15 protein-coding genes and 1 pseudogene are annotated in these 21,022 nt (G+C 57.7%); 11 read left to right on the top strand and 5 right to left on the bottom strand.

All coding sequences use genetic code 11. The features are described 5' to 3' along the window. Positions 1 to 5 precede the first annotated feature (5 nt). From BLT00_RS02010 to BLT00_RS02020, 3 genes are all read left to right on the top strand, one after another. Complete coding sequence (locus BLT00_RS02010; RefSeq protein WP_092142352.1) at positions 6 to 746, top strand: nitroreductase; 741 nt, start codon at positions 6 to 8, stop codon at positions 744 to 746. After that, on the top strand, positions 743 to 2,395 hold the full coding sequence (locus BLT00_RS02015) for an AMP-binding protein (RefSeq protein WP_092142349.1): 1,653 nt from the start codon (positions 743 to 745) through the stop codon (positions 2,393 to 2,395). Before BLT00_RS02010 ends, BLT00_RS02015 begins: the two co-directional genes overlap by 4 nt. 146 nt (positions 2,396 to 2,541) lie before the next feature. Next, a complete protein-coding gene (locus BLT00_RS02020) occupies positions 2,542 to 3,804 on the top strand; it encodes an OprD family porin (protein WP_092142346.1) in 1,263 nt (420 codons plus the stop codon). A 193-nt stretch (positions 3,805 to 3,997) separates the two neighbouring features. Here the strand turns inward: BLT00_RS02020 and BLT00_RS02025 are convergent, their stop codons facing one another. The 3 genes from BLT00_RS02025 to BLT00_RS02035 form a co-directional block, all read right to left on the bottom strand. Next, positions 3,998 to 4,924, bottom strand: a complete 927-nt coding sequence (locus tag BLT00_RS02025; protein WP_092142343.1) for a sugar ABC transporter substrate-binding protein — start codon at positions 4,922 to 4,924, stop codon at positions 3,998 to 4,000. An 80-nt stretch (positions 4,925 to 5,004) separates the two neighbouring features. Beyond that, positions 5,005 to 5,796 carry a TIM barrel protein gene (locus BLT00_RS02030; protein WP_092142340.1) on the bottom strand — a complete coding sequence of 264 codons (792 nt, stop codon included), beginning with the start codon at positions 5,794 to 5,796 and terminating at the stop codon, positions 5,005 to 5,007. Next, positions 5,793 to 6,815 (bottom strand): Gfo/Idh/MocA family oxidoreductase, encoded by a 1,023-nt coding sequence (locus BLT00_RS02035; RefSeq protein ID WP_063321792.1) that lies wholly within the window; start codon positions 6,813 to 6,815, stop codon positions 5,793 to 5,795. The genes BLT00_RS02030 and BLT00_RS02035 overlap by 4 nt, the downstream gene beginning before the upstream one ends. 194 nt (positions 6,816 to 7,009) lie before the next feature. On the opposite strand from BLT00_RS02035, the gene BLT00_RS02040 reads away from it, so the two are divergent. Together BLT00_RS02040 and BLT00_RS02045 are read left to right on the top strand one after the other, a co-directional pair. Beyond that, positions 7,010 to 9,001, top strand: coding sequence for a sigma-54 interaction domain-containing protein (locus tag BLT00_RS02040; protein WP_092142337.1), 1,992 nt, complete (start codon positions 7,010 to 7,012; stop codon positions 8,999 to 9,001). 300 nt (positions 9,002 to 9,301) lie between these two features. Beyond that, complete coding sequence (locus tag BLT00_RS02045) at positions 9,302 to 11,203, top strand: potassium transporter Kup (protein ID WP_092142334.1); 1,902 nt, start codon at positions 9,302 to 9,304, stop codon at positions 11,201 to 11,203. Between the two features lie 30 nt (positions 11,204 to 11,233). Here the strand turns inward: BLT00_RS02045 and BLT00_RS02050 are convergent, their stop codons facing one another. Next, the gene (locus tag BLT00_RS02050; protein ID WP_063321789.1) at positions 11,234 to 12,184 is read right to left on the bottom strand and encodes a magnesium transporter CorA family protein; all 951 of its coding nucleotides are present in this window, start codon (positions 12,182 to 12,184) and stop codon (positions 11,234 to 11,236) included. A 66-nt stretch (positions 12,185 to 12,250) separates the two neighbouring features. Beyond that, positions 12,251 to 13,837 (bottom strand): RimK family protein, encoded by a 1,587-nt coding sequence (locus BLT00_RS02055; RefSeq protein ID WP_092142331.1) that lies wholly within the window; start codon positions 13,835 to 13,837, stop codon positions 12,251 to 12,253. A 92-nt stretch (positions 13,838 to 13,929) separates the two neighbouring features. Here BLT00_RS02055 and BLT00_RS02060 point away from each other — a divergent pair, with 92 nt between their 5' ends. From BLT00_RS02060 to BLT00_RS02085, 6 genes and pseudogenes are all read left to right on the top strand, one after another. Beyond that, positions 13,930 to 15,042, top strand: coding sequence for a GNAT family N-acetyltransferase/peptidase C39 family protein (locus BLT00_RS02060; RefSeq protein ID WP_063321787.1), 1,113 nt, complete (start codon positions 13,930 to 13,932; stop codon positions 15,040 to 15,042). A 356-nt stretch (positions 15,043 to 15,398) separates the two neighbouring features. Further along, on the top strand, positions 15,399 to 16,640 hold the full coding sequence (locus BLT00_RS02065) for a cyclic di-GMP phosphodiesterase (RefSeq protein WP_092142328.1): 1,242 nt from the start codon (positions 15,399 to 15,401) through the stop codon (positions 16,638 to 16,640). An 824-nt stretch (positions 16,641 to 17,464) separates the two neighbouring features. Then, a pseudogene (locus tag BLT00_RS32405) lies at positions 17,465 to 18,073 on the top strand (methyl-accepting chemotaxis protein); the annotation flags it as partial. Between the two features lie 11 nt (positions 18,074 to 18,084). Then, complete coding sequence (locus BLT00_RS02075; protein WP_013692986.1) at positions 18,085 to 18,453, top strand: response regulator; 369 nt, start codon at positions 18,085 to 18,087, stop codon at positions 18,451 to 18,453. Positions 18,454 to 18,485: 32 nt separating this feature from the next. Beyond that, a complete protein-coding gene (locus BLT00_RS02080; RefSeq protein ID WP_063321785.1) occupies positions 18,486 to 18,803 on the top strand; it encodes an STAS domain-containing protein in 318 nt (105 codons plus the stop codon). 16 nt (positions 18,804 to 18,819) lie between these two features. Next, the gene (locus BLT00_RS02085) at positions 18,820 to 20,949 is read left to right on the top strand and encodes a chemotaxis protein CheA (RefSeq protein ID WP_092142326.1); all 2,130 of its coding nucleotides are present in this window, start codon (positions 18,820 to 18,822) and stop codon (positions 20,947 to 20,949) included. The last annotated feature ends 73 nt before the right edge of the window (positions 20,950 to 21,022 follow it).

A 21,022-nucleotide genomic window follows, 5' to 3' on the forward strand; every position in this document is an offset into this window, starting at 1 on the left:
TGAAAATGAATCGCTTATCCCAACCGCCAGTACCCGCTGAGCTGCTTAGCCAGACGATTGATTGGGCGATCGCTTCACGACGCAGCATTCGGGCGTATCTGCCCACGCCTGTGCCACGGGAAGAAATCGAGGCGATCCTGGATGTCGCCCGTTTTTGCGCGACAGGCGTGAATATGCAGCCTTGGCGCGTTCATGTGATTACAGGAGCAGCCAAGGCCCGGGTTTCAAAGGCTATCGCTCAACTTGATAACGATCCGTCGCTCAGCGGTCACCTTGAAGACGCCTATGAATACTACCCACGGGAGTGGACATCGCCGTACGTGGACCGGCGCAGGAAAGTGGGCTGGGACCTCTATGGCCTGCTGGGCATTGCCAAAGGTGACAAACAGCGCATGCACGCTCAGCACGGACGTAACTACCGTTTCTTCGATGCCCCTGTCGGTTTGCTCTTCACCATTGACCGGGTGCTCAAGGAGGGGAGCCTACTGGACTATGGCATGTTTTTGCAGGCGGTGATGGTGGCGGCGCGAGGACGGGGGTTGCATACCTGCCCACAGGCAGCCTTTTTGAAGTACCACGAGGTTATTTCCAATGCGCTTGAGATTCCCGCCGAACAGATGCTGGTATGCGGGATGAGCCTTGGCTACGCCGACGAAAACAGCATTGAAAACACGTTGGTGACGGATCGTGAGCCAGTGAGCGCGTTCACTACGTTTCATCACAATAATAAGGAGTCAACACCATGAAGCCTGGTGCCTACGAGAATGGGTTGGAGCAATCCAAGGCCAACTATCTGCCCCTGACGCCCCTTGGTTTTCTGGATCGCGCGGCCCTTGTCCACCCGGACCGGGTCGCCGTGGTACATGGTGACCTGCGCAGAACGTGGCGCCAAACGCGCGAACGCTGCTATCGGCTCGCCAGTGCGCTTTCCAACGAGGGCATGGGGGCAGGGGACACGGTTTCGATCCTGTCCCCCAACACCCCAGCCATGCTCGAAGCCCATTTTGGCGTGCCGCTTTGCGGCGCGGTGCTCAATACCGTCAACTACCGCCTCGATGCGGAAGGCGTGGCTTTCATCCTGCGTCATGGGGAGTGCAAGCTTCTGTTGGTGGATCGTGAGTTTGCCGCGCTGGCTGTTGCCGCCCTTGAACGCCTCGAGCACCCACCCGTGGTCATCGACATCAATGATCACTTGGCGCCCCTGGGCAGCAGCATTGGCGATGTCGACTACGAAACCTTTATTGGCCGCGGCAGCCCGGATTTCCAAGGCGTGTGGCCCAGTGATGAGTGGCAGCCCATCGCACTCAATTACACGTCCGGCACCACAGGCGATCCGAAGGGGGTCGTGGCCAGCCATCGCGGTACCTATCTCATGAGCATGCTGCAGATGACCAACTGGCCCCTTTCCCGGGCACCGCGGTACCTGTGGACATTGCCTATGTTCCACGCCAACGGCTGGTGTTTTACCTGGGCTATCACGGCCGCTGCTGGCACCCACGTGTGTTTGCGAAAGGTCTCGGCAGAAGCGGTGTTCGATGCGATAGATACCCAGGGTGTCGATCACTTCTGCGCGGCACCGATTGTCATGGCCATGATCGCCAACTCCGCCGATCGTCCCCCGCTTGAAACGCCGGTTCGCGTGCTGACGGCGGGCTCTCCGCCTCCGGCAACCGTGCTGAATGCCGTCGTCTCCCTAGGCTTCGACGTTGACCACGTGTACGGCATTACCGAAGTATCCGGCACACCGATCAGCTGCGTCTGGCAGGACGGCTGGAACACGCTCACGCAAAGTGACCAAAGCGCCTTGCGCGTACGCCAGGGCGCTCGTGCAGCTGGGTTTGAGGGCTTGATGGTCGCTGACGCTGAAACCCTGCAGCCGGTTCCAAAAGACGGCCACACCACCGGAGAACTACTGCTCAAAGGCAACACCGTGATGATGGGCTATCTGAAAAACGAAAATGCGACGCACAAAGCCTTTGAAGGCGGCTGGTTCCACACCGGTGATGTCGCAGTGGTGCACCCTGACGGTTACATACAAATCACCGACCGCTGCAAGGACGTCATCATTTCCGGAGGAGAGAACATCTCGTCCGTCGAAATCGAAGAAACCATCCACTGTCACCCGGCTGTTTTGCATGCCGCCGTCGTCGCGCAGCCTGATGACATCTGGGGCGAAGTACCGTGCGCGTTTATCGAACTCAAAGGCGGCTCTGAGCGGCCTACCGAAGCCGACATGATCGCGTTCTGCCAGGCGCGTCTTGCCCGATTCAAATGTCCTCGCAGAGTCATCTTCATGGAACTGCCCAAGACCGCGACCGGGAAAATCCAGAAGTTTCTTCTGCGAGAACAAGCCGGCAGTCGTGATGCAATTGTGCGTTTAGCGTCGAGTGGCTGAACCGAATTCAGTTCGCCCAAGGCGGTAGGGCTCAATCGTTGATATTTCCACCGCATCGTCATCGAGCGTTTCGCATCCAACTCACACGCTGCCATCCATCAAGCAGTGAGCACTCATGCACATTCCAAAAACAAAGGGCGCCCACAATGTCGAACAAAAACAATAAACTGTGGTTGGTTTTAGCTATTGCTTCTCCAGCATCCGTCGTACACGCCGACCTTGTAAAGGATGCAAAAGGAAATCTAGAATTCCGTAATTTTTACTACAACCGCGATTACCGAAACGACGGCGCAACCCAATCGAAGCGGGATGAATGGGCCCAAGGTTTCATTCTTAATCTGCAGTCAGGCTTCACCGAAGGCAGGGTTGGCTTGGGTATCGATGCCCAAGGCCTTCTAGGTGTGAAGCTGGACTCTAGTTCGGATCGAACGGGTTCTGGACTCCTCGCCTACGATTCCCAGCGGAACGTCGAAGACGAATACGCAAAGATGACCTTGACCGCGAAAGCGCGTATGGGGCGAAGTGAATTGAAAATAGGCGGGCTCAGCCCGCTGATGCCCCTGCTATGGAGCAACAACAGCAGGCTGCTGCCGCAAGTGTTTCGCGGCGGCATGCTGGTATCTAATGACCTGGACCCACTCTCCATTACTGCGATAAGAGTCAACGCCGTCAGGCAGCGTAACTCCACAGACTTCGAGTCTCTAACCACATTTGGCTATCGGGCTATTGAAGCTGATCACTTCAACTATCTTGCGTTCGACTATAAGGCTCTACCCACGCTGACGTTCAGTGCGCATACCGCAGAGCTTGAGGATTTATATCGGTCGAACTTCTTTGGCATGAAGCTAAGCCAACCCATCACTCGCGGTAGCGTTATCGCAGACATTCGCCTGTTCGATGCGAGAGAAACCGGAGATAAGAACTTAGAGAAGGTGGACAATCGGACACTGAGTAGCTACTTCGCTTACAGCCTTCAAGGTCATACCTTAGGCGGTGGGTATCAAAAAGCATGGGGCGACACCCCGTTCGCCTTCGTTAACGGAACGGACACCTATCTGTTCGCTGAATCGCTCGCGAGCACATTTACAGCGCCCAATGAACGTATTTGGTTCGCGCGCTATGACTTCGACTTCGTAGCCGTTGGCGTTCCCGGACTTACCCTCGGCTTCAAGTATGTGAGCGGCCAAGACGTTGACCCAACGGTGCTGACGACACGCCAGGCGGCTGCGTTGAGAGCAGAAGACAAAGACGGGAAAGAGTGGGAGCGTGTGACTGACCTCACTTACGTTGTGCAAAGTGGCCCCGCGAAAGGTGTCGCCATGCAGTGGAGAAATTCAACCAATCGCTCGACCTATGCCGACAGCGCGAACGAAAACCGCCTCATCGTTCGTTATACGCTGAACTTCTAGTCGAGCATTGGGCGCTTTTCTCAGTCGGCTTCTTCAATAGTTTTTTCTGAGATGCCTGGCTTTTATCATCCCGTTCAGCAGCTTTGATGCGCACAACAAGAGGTTCATCCCGCAGCTGTTGCAATCGGTTCATACAACGATAAACGCCGCTGATCCCTGGAAGGACAGCGGCGTTATCGTTTAACGTTTGAGGCTATTTGTAATGTTGCTCAAACACCGCCAACTGCTCAGGCTTGATCAACTGAAAGGGCACCCAGACGTCCGTTTCCACCGGCTCCCCCTTGATCATTTTGAGCGCTGCCTGTACCGCGCTGGTCGCCTGGGCCTTGGGGTCCTGGAACACCGACGCAACCAGCATCCCGCGCTTGATCGCCGCGAGGCCGTCGGGCAAGCCGTCGATACCAACGATTGCGACTTCGCCCTTGGCTTTGCCGGCCTGCTGCAAAGCCATGGCTGCACCGATGGCCATCTCGTCGTTGTTGGCGACGATGGCGTCGAACCGACTGCCCGCCAGCAGCCAGTTGCTGGTCAGGTCCATCCCCTTGTTGCGCTGCCACTCGGCACTTTGCTGCTCGACAATCTTGATTCCGGGATAGTCCTTGAGCACCTGTTTGACGCCTTCGGTGCGGTCGTGGGTGGCGTTTTGTGCCAGGTCGCCCATGATGATCGCGAGGTTGCCCTTGCCGCCGAGCTTTTCGGCCAGGTAGCGCATCTGCAGCTGTCCGGCCTCGATGTCATTGGACGCGACCGTGACGACGCCCTTGGGCAAGGTGCGCTCGTCCGGGTGACGGTTGACATAGACCAGCGGCGTCTTCGCTTCGACCGCGGCGCGGGTGATATTGGCCGTGGCGGAGGTGTCCACCGGCAGGACAATGACCGCGTCCACTTTCTGGTTGATAAAGCCCTGGACCTGGTTGAGTTGGCGCACCACATCGCCTTGGGCGTCCTCGAACTGGATCTGCACGTTTTCCTTTTTCGCGGCCTCGTCCAGGCCGTTACGCACGTAGGTCATGAAGTTGTCGTCGACCCTGGCGATGCTGACGCCGATGCGGTAGTCGGCGGCGGCCCATTGGCTGAACAGCAATAGCAGGGTGGCGAAAAGCAGTGTGCAACGACGCATGATGATTGTCCTTTTGTTGTTATGAGTTGTACGTCACCAAGAGATGAAAATCTGCCGCACGTCTTGAACACGGCGCAGCTTTATCCATCAAGCGTGAAGGCCTGCCGGAAACGCTCCAGCGCGACCTCGCTGTCACCGCTGGCCCAGCCTTCGAGGCCGACGACACCGCTGTATCCCATGCCGAACAAGGCCTTGGCAATGGCGGGATAGTGGATTTCACCGGTGCCGGGCTCCATGCGCCCCGGCACATCGGCGACCTGGATTTCGCCGATGGCGTTGCCGGCGCGCTGGATCAGTTCGATCAGGTTTCCTTCGCCGATCTGTGCGTGATAGAGGTCCAGGTTCATCTTCAGGTGCGGGCTGCCCACGGCTTCGATCAGCGCCAGGGTATCGTCAGCGCGGGCGAACGGCGTACCCGGGTGGTCGACTGCGGTGTTGAGATTTTCCAGCAGGAACACCCGACCCGCGTCTTCGCCCAGGCGGGCAATTTTTTCCAGCGTCTTGCAGGCGTTCAACCACATGCGCCCGGTGGTCTGGGCCACGGGTTTGACCGGCAGGCCCTGGTCACCCAGGCCGGTGCCATGCAGGTTCAGGCTGGGGCAGCCCAATTGAGCGGCGACCGCCAAGGATTCCTGGGCGCTGTCGAGCAGTTGCTGGATGCCCTCGGGATCGGTCAGGTTGCCTGAGATGTAGCCAGTCATGGAGGTGAAGTCCGCGCCGCTCGCTACGAGGGCTTGGATGTCCTTGGTCGTCCAGTTCCATATCTCGACGCTGAAGCCCAGGGCATGAATGCGTTTGACACGCTCGATAAAGGGCAGGTCGAGGAAGACCATTTCGGCGCTGATCGCCAGTTTGAACGGGATGAAACTCATGACCGGGCTCCTTGCACGCGCACCGCTTTGCCCTGTTGGAAGGATTCGATACAGGCACGGGCAATGGCCAGTGCCGCCCGCGCGTCTTCACCGCTGGCAAGGGGTTTTTCACCGCTGCGCACGCAGTTGGCGAAGTGGTTGAGCTCGGCCACATAGGCATCCCGCAGCAGGTCGGTGTCCATGCGCTGGGTGTCGGCCTGGACCCCATTGGCCAGGTACCGCAGCAAGTCAGAGTCGTTGACGTTGCCCATGGTCAGCATGCCAGCGCTGCCGAATACTTCGCCGCGGACGTCGTAGCCATACACGGCCTGGAAATTGGCCTCGGCCGTGGCAATGGCGCCGTTATCGAAACGGATCGTGACCACCGCAGTGTCGAGAAACCCTTTGGCCTTGTAGGCCGGTGCGATCAGGGCATCGGCCATCACAAAAACCTCAACCGCCTCGGCGCCCGGATTCAGGTAGCGCAGGGTGTCGAAGTCATGGATCAGGGTTTCCAGGAAGATCACCCATTGTGGTGACGCAGCCGGGTTGTTCAGCGCTGGGTCGCGGGTCAACGAGCGCAGCAGTTGTGGCGTACCGATCCGGCCGGCGACCACGTCCAGGTGGGCGGTGCGGAAGCTTCTGGCGAAGCGCCGGTTGAAGCCGACTTGTAGCGTCACCCGTGCGTCGGCAGCGGCGGCGATGGCGCGGTCGGCCTCGTCGAGGGTGATGGCCATCGGCTTTTCGCAGAACACGCCTTTGCCGGCCCGGGCCGCACTGATCACCAACTCGGCATGGCTGCGTGCCGGGGCGGCGATCAGCACGGCGTCGATGTCCGGGTCATCGAGTAATTGCTGTGGGTCGGTATAGACCTTCTGCACGTCCAGTTCTGCCGCCAAGCGTGCGGCTTGGCCGGGCGTAGGGTCGGCGATGGCGGCGAGGCAGGCGCCGGGGATGTGCCGGGCGGCGGTCAGGCCGTGAAAACTGCCCATGCGGCCGGCGCCGATGAGGCCAAGGCGAAGGGTCTTGGATGTGCTCATGAACATGACTCCCTTTATTGTTTTAGCGACTCGGCGGTAAGAATGTCCTCGTCTGTGCAAGCAGGGAGCAAGCGCTGTGCCAATAATTAACTGATTGATATTAAAGGGGATTTATTTGGTTTTATTCAAAATCATGTTCATTTAAATGACATGTCTATACTGACATGTCGAAAATATGGACGTGGGGCCGAATAATGAACCAGCAACCTGCAGCATTGAGCGCCGAAGACCGTGACTACCTCACCACGCTGGGCCCCGCGTCGTTGAACCAAGGGCCAGGCACTGCGCTGGATGAGGCTTGGCGCGCGTGTTTGCAGGGGGCTATCGAACGGCCTGCGGGGATCCGTCGGGTGATTTGGGAATCCTGGTTGCGCAGCGTCCATGCCGGCCTCGACCCAGAAGACGGCGAGTACCGTTTTGTCGCGCCTGCCGACCTGACCGCGACACTGGCCGCCAACCGGGTGCTGATCGCCGCTGCGGCGCAAGTCATGCGCGGTTTGCTCGCCTATAACCCCAGGGGCCATATCAACCTGACCGATGCCGAAGGCACGACGTTGTATTTCTGTGGCCTGGACCTCACACCCATCGGCAGTCGATTGCTGGAGTCGGTACAGGGCACCAACTGCACCGGGCTGGCGATTGTCGAAGACCGTTTGGTGTATGTGCTGGCCGAGGAGAACTTCGGGCTTGGCCTGCGCCAGCGCCGGATGCATTGCGCCGCCGCGCCAATCCGCGATGCCCAAGGCCGGACGCTGGGTATGTTGACCTTGACGGCAGAGCCCGGCTGGTTTCATTTCCATACGTTGGGCACCGTCCAGGCTGCGGCCGAGGCGGTCTCCAGGCAGATGGCGCTGCAAGCCTTGCTGGAAGAACAACAGACAGTCCTTGAGGTGCTCAACGAGGGCTTGGTGGTTTTGGATGAGCAGGGCCGCATCAAGGCCCTCAACCATTACGCTCGACAGCTGTTCCGCGTCGGCCATGACCTGCTCGGCAGTCCGTTCAAGAGCCTGGGCCAGAGCGAATTGACCGATGCAGTCCTGCTCGCGGGCGGGGACGGCGTGCGCGACCTGGACTGCACCTTTGAATTGCCTGACCGCAGCCATCTGGCCTGCCTGGTGTCGGTCTGCCCGCTGGAGCAAGGCGGGCGGATTGTGTCGTTGCGCGAGAACCGACGCATCCGGGAAATCACCCGGCGGATCATTGGCACCCAGGCCAGCTACACCTTCGAAACCATCCTCGGCCGTTCACAGGCGATTGAGGATGCACTGCACCTGGCGCGGGTTGCCAGTCGCAGTGATTCGACCACGCTGATCCTCGGTGAGAGCGGCACTGGCAAGGAGCTGTTCGCCCAGGCCATCCATAATGGCAGTGACCGTTGTGGCGGGCCTTTTGTGGCGGTTAATTGCGGCGCCATTCCCCGTGAACTGGTGCAGAGCGAACTGTTTGGACATGTCGAAGGTGCTTTCACCGGCGCGGCGCGTGGTGGGTCGGCAGGCAAGTTCGAATTGGCCGATGGTGGGACGATCTTCCTCGATGAAATCGGTGACATGTCCTTTGATGCGCAGGTCAGCCTGTTGCGTGTCCTGCAGGAAGGCGAGGTGACACGGGTGGGGGCGAAAAAATCGCTACGGGTCAACGTGCGCATCATCGCCGCCACCCATCGCAACCTGAGCCAGGCCGTGGCCGAAGGCGCCTTTCGTGAGGACCTTTACTACCGGCTCAACGTGCTGAACCTGACGGTGCCGCCACTGCGGATGCGCCGCGAAGATGTACCGTTGCTCGCGCGGCATTTTCTCGCGCGATGCGCGCGGTCGCTACGCAAGTCGATGCAGGACCTTTCGCCCGCGGCGCTGGACATGCTTGGCGCCTATCACTGGCCAGGCAATGTCCGTGAGCTGGAAAATGTCATTGAGCGGGCGACCAACCTGGCGATGACTGAACTGATCGAGCCGAGCGATCTTGCCCTGGAAATCAGGCAGCGAGGGCGCCCATCGACATGGGGAAGTGCCCCTGGGCCGCGGATGGCGCCGGACCTGGGCACCCATGAGATGAATGCCATTATCGCCGCCCTTAAAGACACGCGCGGAAACATCCGCCTGGCTGCTCAACGGCTGAATGTGTCGCGTGGCGGGTTGTACAACAAGATGAGTCGGTTTGGGCTCAAGGTTGATGCGTTCCGTTCTTAGCGGGATGCTGTCGTAAATGCTCTGAAAATTGCCACGATCCCTCGCTGGGCTGCTGGTATAGAGCGTGCGCGATAACGCGTAAATGCCCGTGATGGGAAGCGTTAACGCGCAGTCCTGACGATGACCGATCAACGGGGAATGTAAATTTTTACGGTTTCTTTACGGTAGGTGTTATGGCCTGGAATGATACTGGCCGCGATTTTCAGATCGTCCGGGCGCCTTGCATTTCCAATGGCCTTGGCAAATCGTATTGCTCAAGGATGGCATACACTTCCCCCCGTAATTTTAGAGACGTAGCCCTTGAGCGAAGCAGCGATTCCCGCCCATGAAGACTCCCATACCAAAACATCAGGAGTGGGCTTGCTCGTCGCCGCGGTGGGCGTGGTTTATGGGGACATTGGCACCAGCCCGCTGTACACACTCAAAGAAGTGTTTGCCGGTCACTACGGCGTCCAGGCCAACCAGGACGGTGTACTGGGTATTCTGTCGTTGATCTTCTGGTCACTGATCTGGGTCGTCTCGATCAAGTACGTGCTGTTCATCCTTCGCGCCAACAACCAGGGCGAGGGGGGCATCATGGCCTTGACCGCATTGGCACGTCGGGCTGCGGCACCGTTTCCCAAAATGAGCAGGGTCTTGGTATTGCTCGGGCTGTTCGGCGCGGCACTGTTTTACGGGGACAGCATGATCACCCCGGCCATCTCGGTGCTCTCGGCGGTCGAAGGGCTGCAGCTTGCGTTCGATGGAATCGAACAGTGGGTCGTTCCGCTGTCCGTGGTCATCCTGGTAGCGCTGTTCCTGATCCAAAAACATGGCACGGCGCGTATCGGCATACTGTTCGGCCCGGTCATGGTGCTGTGGTTCATGGTGCTGGGTGCGCTCGGCATTTACGGCATCCTGCAACGACCGGAAGTTCTGCAGGCGCTCAATCCTGCATGGGCAGTGCAATTTTTTGTGGTGCATCCGGGGATTGGCGTGGCCATTCTGGGTGCCGTGGTGTTGGCATTGACCGGTGCTGAAGCACTGTATGCCGACATGGGCCACTTTGGCCGCAAGCCCATTGCTCGCGCCTGGTTCATTCTCGTGTTGCCCGGCTTGGCGCTCAATTATTTTGGCCAAGGCGCCCTGATCCTGGGTAACCCGGAGACTGTGCGCAACCCGTTCTATTTACTGGCGCCTGAATGGGCACTTTTACCGATGGTCGCGCTCTCCACACTAGCCACCATCATCGCCTCTCAAGCCGTGATCTCCGGAGCTTTTTCCCTGACTCGCCAAGCCATCCAGTTGGGTTACGTCCCACGCATGTTTATCCAGCATACCTCCAGCCAGGAACAGGGACAGATCTATATCGGTACGGTTAACTGGGCGTTGATGGTGGGTGTCGTGCTGTTGGTGATTGGTTTCGAGTCGTCCAGTGCCCTGGCCGCAGCTTATGGCGTCGCTGTGACGGGGACCATGTTGATCACGACAGTCTTGTCCTCGGCAGTCGTCCTGCTCCTGTGGAAAACGCCGCGCTGGCTGGCCGTCCCAATGCTGCTCGGATTCTTGCTGGTAGACGGTCTGTATTTCGCGGCCAATGCACCCAAAATCTTTCAGGGTGGGGCGTTCCCGGTGATTGCCGGCATCAGCCTGTTCATTTTGATGACGACCTGGAAGCGGGGCAGAAAGATTATTGTTGAGCGGCTGGATGAAACCGCACTTCCTCTACCGCTATTCATCGGCAGCATCCGTACGCAGCCTCCCCATCGGGTGCAAGGTACGGCAGTGTTTCTTACGGCCAGGACAGATGCTGTTCCTCATGCACTGCTGCACAACCTGCTGCATAACCAGGTTTTGCATGAGCAAGTGGTATTGCTCACAGTGGTGTCTGAAGACAGCCCTCGTGTGAGTGCTGACCGACGGTTTGAGATTGAAGCCTATGGAGAAGGGTTCTTCCGGGTCAGTCTGCACTTTGGCTTTATCGAGGAGCCCGATGTCCCCTTGGCCTTGAGTCTCTGTCACTTGGCTGAACTGGACTTCAGTCCGATGCGTACCACCTATTTCCTCAGCCGGGAGACGGTGATCCCGACCAAGCGCATCGGAATGGCCCGTTGGCGAGAAACCCTGTTCGCATTTTTGCTGAAGAACGCCAATAGCAACCTGAAGTACTTCAAGTTGCCTTTGAACCGGGTGATAGAGCTGGGCACACAGGTCGAGATGTAGACGAGTCATCGAGTACCCAGAGGGGCTCGTTCAATGCGGGCCATTTATGCTGGATGAACCACGCGTCAGACGCTTGAGCGCGATAACCATCAGGCCCCCGGCTACTACCATTCCAGTGAGAAAAAGCGGATAGGCAACCCACCAGGGAACGGCTGAGGTCATCATGCTGAACTCGGACATGCCACCAATGCTGGCGATCAGGTTGAGAGGCAGGAAAACCACATTGATCAGCGTCAGTTTGCGTAACAGGTTGTTCATGGTGTTGTTCATCAAATTGCCGCGTGCGTCGATCAAGCCGGCAAACACCCTGGAGTAGATTTCCGCCTGTTTGTTGCACTGGGTATTTTCAATGATCAAATCGTCGATAAGCGCAATTGCCTCGGCGCTGAAGTGCTCTTTTTCCGCATGGTTGCGCAGCCGAGTCAGGACAGCGCCATTGCTGTGAATCGCATTGATGTAGTAGATCAGGCTTTCGCTGAGGTTAAACATCTGGACCAGATGTCGATTCTCCATCGAGGCGTTGAACTTTTGCTGCAGCTCGCGAGCCACCATCTTGATCACCTTGAGGTGGCCCAGATAGTGGTGGAGGTTGTTGAACAGTATATCCAGCAGCACATCTTGCGTTGTGTGCAAGGGGTGCCGCTGCCCCAATCCACTCAACTGGGAGTCGTCAGTCGCGATTATCAGCAAGCGTGTTCTAGAGAAGAGCAAGCCGAACGACGAGACCTCAAAGGCCAGGCTATTTCCGCCCGAGTAACTTTCCGGACGCTTCCAGATCAAGAACAGGTTATCCGGATGGAATTCGATGCGTGAGACTTCGTCCGGATCCAGTGCCGAAGCCAGCGCGTGATCGTCCAGTTTGAACTCGCTGCGCAACAGATCTCGTTCTGCCGCATCGGGATTACTGAACAACATCACATCAGCATTGAGCTGTTCAACCGGTACCAGCGCCCCTTTGGCGAGCAGGAAACTCTTGATCACGTCTGACCTATGGCGTTGTTGACGGAGGAAGTCAGTGTCTTGCAGGTCGTGTAGCAGATCAAGTATTCACCAGGCCTGACCGCGACGCTTCAGCTCAAGGCGGCGAATGAACTCTTCCAGAACCAAGGAATACAGGTCGTCCTGCAAGTATGCGTCTTCGATGCCCGCGTCCATGTTCGGGTTGTCGTTAACCTCGATTACCACCACCTTATCCCCCGACTGTTTCAGGTCGACCCCGTATAAACCATCGCCAATGAGATTCGCGGTCTTCACCGCCAGTTCCACCACCGCCCGCGGTGCTTCGTGAACCGCCAAGGTGCGGCATTCCCCGTTAATGTCCTGGCCCTTGGCCTTGTGGTTGTAGATTTGCCAGTGACCTTTGGACATGAAGTACTGGCAGGCGAAAATCGGTTTGCGGTTGAGTACGCCGATGCGCCAGTCGTACTCGGTGTAGAAGAACTCCTGAGCCAGTAGCAATACCGAGTGCTCAAAGAGCTCAGAGGTGGCATCCAGCAGCGCCTGTTGGCTTTCGACCTTGATTACGCCGCGGGAAAAACAACCATCGGGAATCTTCAGCACTAATGGAAAACCCAGGCGTTCACCGACTCGCTCGAAGTCTTCCGGTCGCTCCTTGTAGAGAATCTCGGTTGCCGGCATACCCAATTGATGGCTTTTGAGCAGATCAGTCAGGTACACCTTGTTGGTACAGCGCAGGATTGAAGTGGGATCGTCCATCACCACCAGGCCTTCGCTTTCCGCCTTCTTGGCGAAGCGATAGGTGTGGTTATCCACGCTGGTGGTTTCGCGAATCAGCAGGGCGTCATACTCGGCTATTCGTGAGTAGTCTTTCTTTTCGATCAGATCGACATCAATGCCCAGACCTTTGCCCACCCTGATAAAATTTTCCAGTGCCTTGGCATTGGAAGGCGGCAGCGATTCTTGTGGGTCATGCAATATGGCCAGGTCGTAACGGGCCATGCGGGGTGACCGCGGTACTCGCCAGATCTTGCGGCTGAAACTGTCCAGCGAGTTGGCAAATTGATCCTCTTGGTCTTCGCGTAGCTTTTGCAAGACGCCAGGCTTTATTCCCTCAATGTGCCAACTATTGCTTTTACGGAACTCCACCAAGAGGATCGGACATGGGAATATTTCGAAAATTTGCCGAGCCAGTTCCTGCAAGGGCTCAAGGTTGGTTTTACCAAAGTAAAGAGTGAGCGTGAATCCTTCGGTATTACTATAAAGGTGGTGGTTCAGTGCTTTGTCCAGCGCCTTGTCCAAGTCATCCAGCGCAAGGCTGTACAGTGACTTTCGGGTCAACTCGCTGATGGTCCGTACAGACGGAATAACTTTATGGTCGCGTGCTTCTGCCAGCAATGAACAGTAATACCCGTGTCCTAGGTACTTGTAGCTCCGACACAGATTAATAACCTGAACACGCTTGCCAGCCTCGCTTTCAAGGGGTTGCTCGAGATATTCCTGGGCACTCATCACATCGTCTGATGGAAAATAAGACGCCCAGTCTTCTTTTCGCTCAACAATAATAACGACTTGGCTTTGCCGCCTGGGCGCACTCGATAAATAAGTAAGGTTTGATATTGCCGCTAGCCGATTTTGCTCTGATACTTCACGCAAATCACCCTGTGCCGCTGACATATGAGAAGGTCCGTTGGAGAACAAGTCCTTATCTATTAAGCACGAGACTTTTTAAAAGTCTCGTTTCGTTACGCAACTTTTACGGCGGCTATATGAATCTGGTATTTCGCAAGGCGACACACGATGACCTGAAGTCTCTGCTGGAATTGGAAAACCAGTGTTTTACTCATGACCGGCTCACGCCGCGCAGTTTCCAGTGGATGATCGGTCGAGCCCATGCCAGCCTGATCGTCGCGCAGGCCGAGAGCCAATTGATGGGCTACTGTCTGGTCTTGTTCCACCGGGGCACCTCGCTGGCGCGTCTGTACTCCATCGCCATTGCCACCCATAGTCGTGGCCTGGGCTTGGGGAAACAGCTACTGGATCAGGCGGAAGAGTGCGCACGCGCGAACGACTGCGCCTACCTGCGACTGGAAGTCCGACCGGATAACCCGGTTGCCATCAGTCTTTATGAGCGCAATGGGTACCGGCGCTTCGCTGTGGTAAACGACTACTACGAAGACCATTTGCATGCGCTGCGCTTGGAAAAGCGTGTTGTGCAGCATCGGGAAAACCGTGAGCTCCAGGTACCTTACTACCAACAGACCACTGAGTTTACCTGCGGTCCGGCTTGCCTCTTGATGGCCATGAAGGCATTGCAACCCGATCGTTTAATCGGGCGTAGGGACGAACTGCAGATCTGGCGTGAAGCCACCACGGTGTTCATGACTTCAGGGCACGGTGGTTGCAGTCCCCAAGGGTTGGCACTCGCGGCCTGGCGCCGGGGGTTTCGAGTACGCTTGCAGGTGAGTATCGCAGGTCCGCTATTTCTCGACGGCGTGCGCGACGAGCATAAAAAAGAAGTAATGCGCCTGGTACACGAAGCGTTCTGCAGTGAACTGGCGCAGAGTGACGTGGAGCAGGTGAGCAGCAACCAACTGGACCTGGCCCTCGCACTGAAGGAGGGCGGTCAACCCCTGGTGTTGATCAGCAGCTACCGACTGACGCGCTCAAAAGCCCCACACTGGGTCATTGTCACTGATTACGATGAGGACTTCGTCTACCTGCATGATCCAGACATTGATCATAGTCAGCACCGTCAGGTACTTGATTGCCAGCATCTTCCCGTCAGCCACAAGGCGTTCGATAAGATGTGTGTTTTCGGCGGCAATAAGCTACGCGCCTCCGTGACGATTTACCCTCGCCAATCTATGCCCAAGGTATGAAGCGATACCCAACCCCCGTTTCGGTAATGAAGTGTTGCGGTGGGAAGGGGCGGCTTTGATTTTTTTACGCAGGCTCCCAGCAAAGATGAACCAGCAGGTGGTACGGGTTGTACAACAAAAATGAGTCGGTTTGGGCCCAAGGTTGATACGTTCCGTTCTTAGTGGGTGACGCATAGTAGGAATATCCCTACACGACCCTCTGTATTCCCTAGTCCTAAATAAGATTGCTCCGATTATTCATGGGGTGGCACCTAGCTATTATTCAAGGGCTGGGGTGGCATCCTGGTGCGAATCCAAGACAACCGCGCCTCGGGCAGTTCAGGGTGAGCGGTTGCGGACAGAGGAGGATCTGCATCGTGTTGAAATATATCGGTGTGACCGATCTTTGCGTAGGAATGTATGTCCAGGAGCTGTCCGGTTCCTGCATAGAGCGTCCGTTCTGGAGCAAAGGCTTCCTGATTCAGAATGAGGAGGTGCTGGAGAAAGTCATTGCCTCGGACATTGATGGTGCATGGATCGACCTGTCCAAGGGAGTGGACGTACAAGCCTCTGCGCCTGCTGAACCCACTGTGCAGGCTCAGCAGTCCCCGCGCTTGCCGACCCGATCGTGCACCGAAGTACCCGGACCGCGTCCGAGGGTGGCAATGAGCGAAGAGTTGTTGAGGGCGGTCAACCTTTGCTCCAGTTCCAAGGCGGCTGTCATGGAGATGTTCGGCGATTTGCGCATGGGCCGGATCGTTCAACTGGATCGAGTCACGGACATGGTGGGTGAAATCTCCGACTCGCTGTTACGTCATCCTGATGCACTGCTCAGCCTGGTGCGCCTCAAGACCGTCGATGAATATACCTACATGCATTCGGTAGCCGTCTGTGGGTTGATGATTGGTTTGGCACGTCAGTTGGATTTACCGCCGCTGCTGGTACAAGAAGCCGGGCTGGCGGGCTTGCTGCACGACGTGGGCAAGATGGTGATACCCACGGCCATCCTGGCGAAACCATTGCCCTTGAATGACACCGAACACATGACGATGCGCAGGCACCCCGAGGAGGGTGCCAGGATGCTGGCGGACAGCAGGCATTTCACCTCCCGTGTGCAGGACGTTTGCTTGCATCACCATGAGAAGGTCGACGGCAGTGGCTATCCCCATAAGTTATGTGGCACCCAGATCAGTCTATTCGCGCGCATGGCCGCTGTCTGTGATGTGTATGACGCCGTGACGTCTGACCGTCCTTATCGGGATCGCTGGGGCCCCGCCGAATCGATTCGAAAAATGGCGGGATGGAGCGGGCATTTCGATCAGAAAGTGTTTCACGCCTTCGTCAAATGCATTGGTATCTATCCGGTTGGTGCTTTGGTTCGCCTTCAAAGTGGCAGGTTGGCGGTGGTGACGGAGCAACACGCCGATTATTTGCTCACGCCCAGGGTGAAGGTTTTCTACTCGGCGTCGAGTCGTGTGCCGCTGCCTCCCGAATGTATTGATCTGGCCTGTGGGCAGGACAGCATCGTCAGCATTGAGTCGGAGAAGACCTGGGGCTTCAAGAGTCTTGAAGCGCTCTGGGTGGCCACGGGGCAGGGCAGCGAGTCGCGATTTGGCTGACGCGTGCGAGGCCCAGTTTGTTTACCAGCGCCTGTCGCTGGTTTTTTTTTGCTGTCGTTTTGGGGGGCTGTCACCTTCGGGTAGGAATTCTCCTACCGCACCAACCGCAATCCTTAGGTGTAAATCAGGATGCTCCGATAGTTTCGCCGCCATCACTTGGCCATTATCTCTCCAAGTCAACAAAACCAGGCATCCCAAGGGTGGATGTCTTGCGCGGGGTCCCGTCGGATCCGCACTGAACTGGAGAGATGAAGGTGAAAGGACAGGCAATTTCTTCCCCCCTGATCTTGATGCTCCCCGCGGGACTGACGGGAGTGCTCGGGTGTGTCGCGATTCTGGTCAGCACGGACTTCAGTCTGCGCAATGCAGCCAGTTGTGCACTGGTCTTGCTCGGCGCGTTGCTGATGGGGGTGTGGAGCCTGCGTTTATTGAGCAATCGGCCGCACGCAGAGCAAGGCGACGATCAGCCACTTCACGTTGCGCTGACCGCTTCGCCGGATGAAGGATTGGGCGAGGTATGCGCGCAGGTACTGCCGATCTGGAGCCACCAGATCGATGCAGCGCGCATCCTCAGCGAGGAGTCGATCCTCAAGCTGAGTAGCCGCTTCGCGACGCTGTCGGGGGACATCAGTGCTTCTGCTTCCCACGGCGCGGACCAGAGTTCGGGCGCGCGGTTGCTGGAAATTCTTGAAGTCGGCCAGCGGGACCTGGACTCGATCATGGTTGCCCTTCGCGATGCGCTTTTGCGCAAGGAGTCGCAACTCAAGGAGGTAATGCTCCTTTCCGATTTCACCTCTCAATTGCAGGAGATGGCCAAGTTCGTCGGTGATATTGCCCAGCAGACCAATCTGTTGGCACTCAACGCCGCTATTGAAGCGGCGCGGGCAGGGGATGCCGGACGCGGCTTCGCGGTAGTGGCGGATGAGGTACGCAAACTGTCCAGTTTATCCGGGGGGACGGGGCAGAAAATCAGCGAAACGGTCAATGCCGTCAACGCTGCCATCTCTCGCACCGTCGAGCTATCCCAGCACCAGGCGCAGCAGGATTCGCAAACCCTGGCTCATTCAGAGCAATTGGTGTCCCAGGTGATCGAGCACTTCCGGCACAACGCCCAGGCCATCGTCGATACCAGCAGCAGTCTTCAGCAGCAGAGCGAAAACGTTGCCACCGAGATATCGGGGGTACTGGTCGCCCTGCAGTTCCAGGATCGAGTCGGCCAGATGCTTTCCCTGGTCAACAACGACCTTGGCAAGCTGCACGGGCATATCGTCGAACGCCAGCAATTCGCGCTCGCCGGCGGCACACCGGCCCCGATCATCGCGGATGCCTGGCTTGAGCAATTGGCAAGCACCTACACCATGCCTGAACAGCATGCGATCCATCACGGTAAGCCTGTGGTGAGCAGTACTTCATCCGAGATCACTTTTTTCTAGGGAGTTTCCCCATGAGCAAAACCATCCTGATTGTCGATGACTCTGCTTCCATTCGCCAAGTGGTGAGCATCACCTTGAAGGGCGCCGGATACGAGGTCATCGAAGGTGTCGACGGTCGTGACGCCCTGACCAAGCTCGACGGACGCAAGATCCACCTGATTGTCAGTGACGTGAACATGCCGAACATGGATGGCCTGAGCTTCATCAAGGCCGCTAAACAACTGCCGGCCTACAAGTTCACGCCCGTGATCATGCTGACCACCGAAACCGGAGAGGCCATGAAGCAACAGGGCCAGGCCGTCGGCGCCAAGGCTTGGATGGTCAAGCCCTTCCAGCCGGCGCAGATGCTCGGTGCCGTCTCCAAACTGATCATGCCGTAGCACCGCCCAGAGTCCCTGGAAAGGAGGTTGTCATGACAAACACCACGGCTTGTCTGCGTCGGATTCTGGTTCTCGAAGGGCCGCTGACCATTTACACCGCAGCCGAACGCAAAGACCTGTTGCTGGAGCTGTTTCCGTTGGCTCAGGAAGTCGAAATGGATCTGGGCGGCGTGGACGAAATGGATACCGCCGGGCTCCAGTTGTTGGTGCTGATCAAACAGGAGTCGCTGCGCCATGGTTCCAACCTGCTGCTGAGCAACCACAGTACGGCGGTGCTTGATGCACTGGACATGAGTGGGTTGCACAGCTTTTTCGACCAGTCGGCTCCGGCCCTTCAGCAGAGAGGTTGAAGCCATGAGTTCACCCATGAATCTGGATGACGTGCTACGAACGTTCATCGCCGAAAGCCAGGAGCTTTTGCTGCTGATGGAGGAGGCGTTGCTGCAGATCGAACAGGCGCCGGATGATGTCGACACCATCAACGCCCTGTTTCGCGTCGCCCATACCATCAAAGGTTCTGCCGGCCTGTTTGGCTTCACGCCGATCGTTGCCTTTACCCATGTGGCAGAAAGCGTGCTGGATCGGGTCCGTGGACATGAACTACGGGTGGACGAATCGCTGAGTGCCTTGTTCCTGGACGTGCGGGACCACTTGTGCACGCTGATTGAATTGCTGGCCAGCCACGGCGACCTGCAAGGCATGACCGCAGAGCACGAGCGGCTGGGAGCGGCATTGGTCGAGCGTCTCAACCGCTACCTGGAACCCAGTCCGGAACCGGTGCAGTCCCTGGCAACGTTCGAACCGCTGCAATCGACTTGCGTCATGCATTGGCATATCTCCCTTCGCCTGTGTCCCGACGTTTTGCGCAACGGTATGGACCCGCTGTCGTTGTTGCGTTACCTCAACAGTTTCGGCCAGATCAGCGCGGTCGTGTGCATCACCGAGGGCATGCCGGATATCTCGGCGATGGATCCGGAAACGTGTTACCTGGGATTTGAGCTGGGGTTTGTCAGTGATGCCGACCAGGCCACCATTGAAGGGGCCTTCGACTTCGTTCGTGAGGGCAGTCAGATCTGCGTGTTGCCGTGCAACGGTGACCTGACCGGCTTGCGGGCTTTGATCGGTCGTCTCGACGCCGAGCCCGATGCCATGGTCGAGGCCTTCATCGCCTGTGGTTCCGTCACCCGTGAAGCCTGGCTGGCCAGTCCTTCTTCTGGCGAGTCGACAGCCATTGCGGTTGCCCCCGTGGCATCAGACCAGTCAGCCCGCGAGGACGTCACCAAGAGCCGGGGGGCAAAAGAGGCCCGTCCGGCCGAAGGTAATCTGATTCGGGTCGACGCCGGAAAACTGGATCAATTGATCAACCTGGTGGGCGAGCTGATCATCGCCGGCGCTGGCGCCAATCTGGGGGCCATCCAAAGCGGCATTGGCGAGTTGATTGAAGCGACCAGCTCGCTCTCGCGTCTTGTCGAGGAGGTGCGCGACTGCGCCCTGACCCTGCGGATGGTGCAGATCGGCGGCACATTCAACCGCTTCCAGCGGGTGGTGCGCGACGTCTCCAAGGAACTGGGCAAGGACATCGCCTTGCAAGTACTCGGCGCCGAGACCGAGTTGGACAAGACGGTAGTCGAACGCATTGGCGATCCCCTGACCCACCTGGTGCGCAACGCCATGGACCACGGCATCGAATCTTCCCAATTGCGCCGAGACCGTGGCAAGCCGGAGCAGGGCACGGTTCGCCTCAACGCTTATCACGAGGCCAACAGCATCGTCATTGAAGTCAGCGACGACGGTGGTGGCCTGAACAAGCAACGCATCCTGGCCAAGGCGATGGAACGCGGTCTCGTCGCCGAAGGGCAATCGCTGACCGATGGCGACATTCTCAATCTGATTTTCGAGCCAGGCTTCTCCACTGCCGACCAGGTCAGCAACCTGTCCGGGCGCGGCGTGGGGATGGATGTCGTCAAACGGAACATCGTTGCCCTGCGCGGCTCGGTCAATCTGGAAAGCGAAGAGGGCGTAGGCACCACGGTGCGAATCCGCCTGCCGCTGACCCTGGCCATCATCGATGGCTTTCTGATCGGGGTAGGCAATGCCTCTTATGTCGTGCCGCTGGACCTGGTCGAGGAGTGCATCGAGCTGTCGACCGACGACGGCAGCAGTCAGGACTTCCTGGACTTGCGAGGCTCGGTTCTTCCAGTCCTGCGCCTGCGCGAGATGTTTGCCATCGACGAGCCTAACCATGGCCGTGAAAACATCGTGGTCGTGCATTACGCGGGGATGCGGGTGGGCCTGGTCGTCGATCAATTGCTGGGAGAGTTCCAGACGGTGATCAAGCCGCTGGGCAAGATTTTCGGTACGGCCCATGGATTGGGCGGCTTCACCATCCTGGGGAACGGAGCAGTAGCGTTGATCCTGGATATTCCCAAACTACTCGGGCAAGTCGCCAGCCGGCAGAAACACGGTATGACCCTCAGCCCTGAATTGACTCAATAGTTCTCCCTGGAGTACAGCATCATGACCGTCAAAAAAAATATCTCGCTGCTGGTCGCCTCAGCCCTGTTGGGCA

This window comes from Pseudomonas sp. NFACC51 (genome assembly GCF_900103575.1).
Lineage (GTDB): Bacteria > Pseudomonadota > Gammaproteobacteria > Pseudomonadales > Pseudomonadaceae > Aquipseudomonas > Aquipseudomonas fluorescens_Q.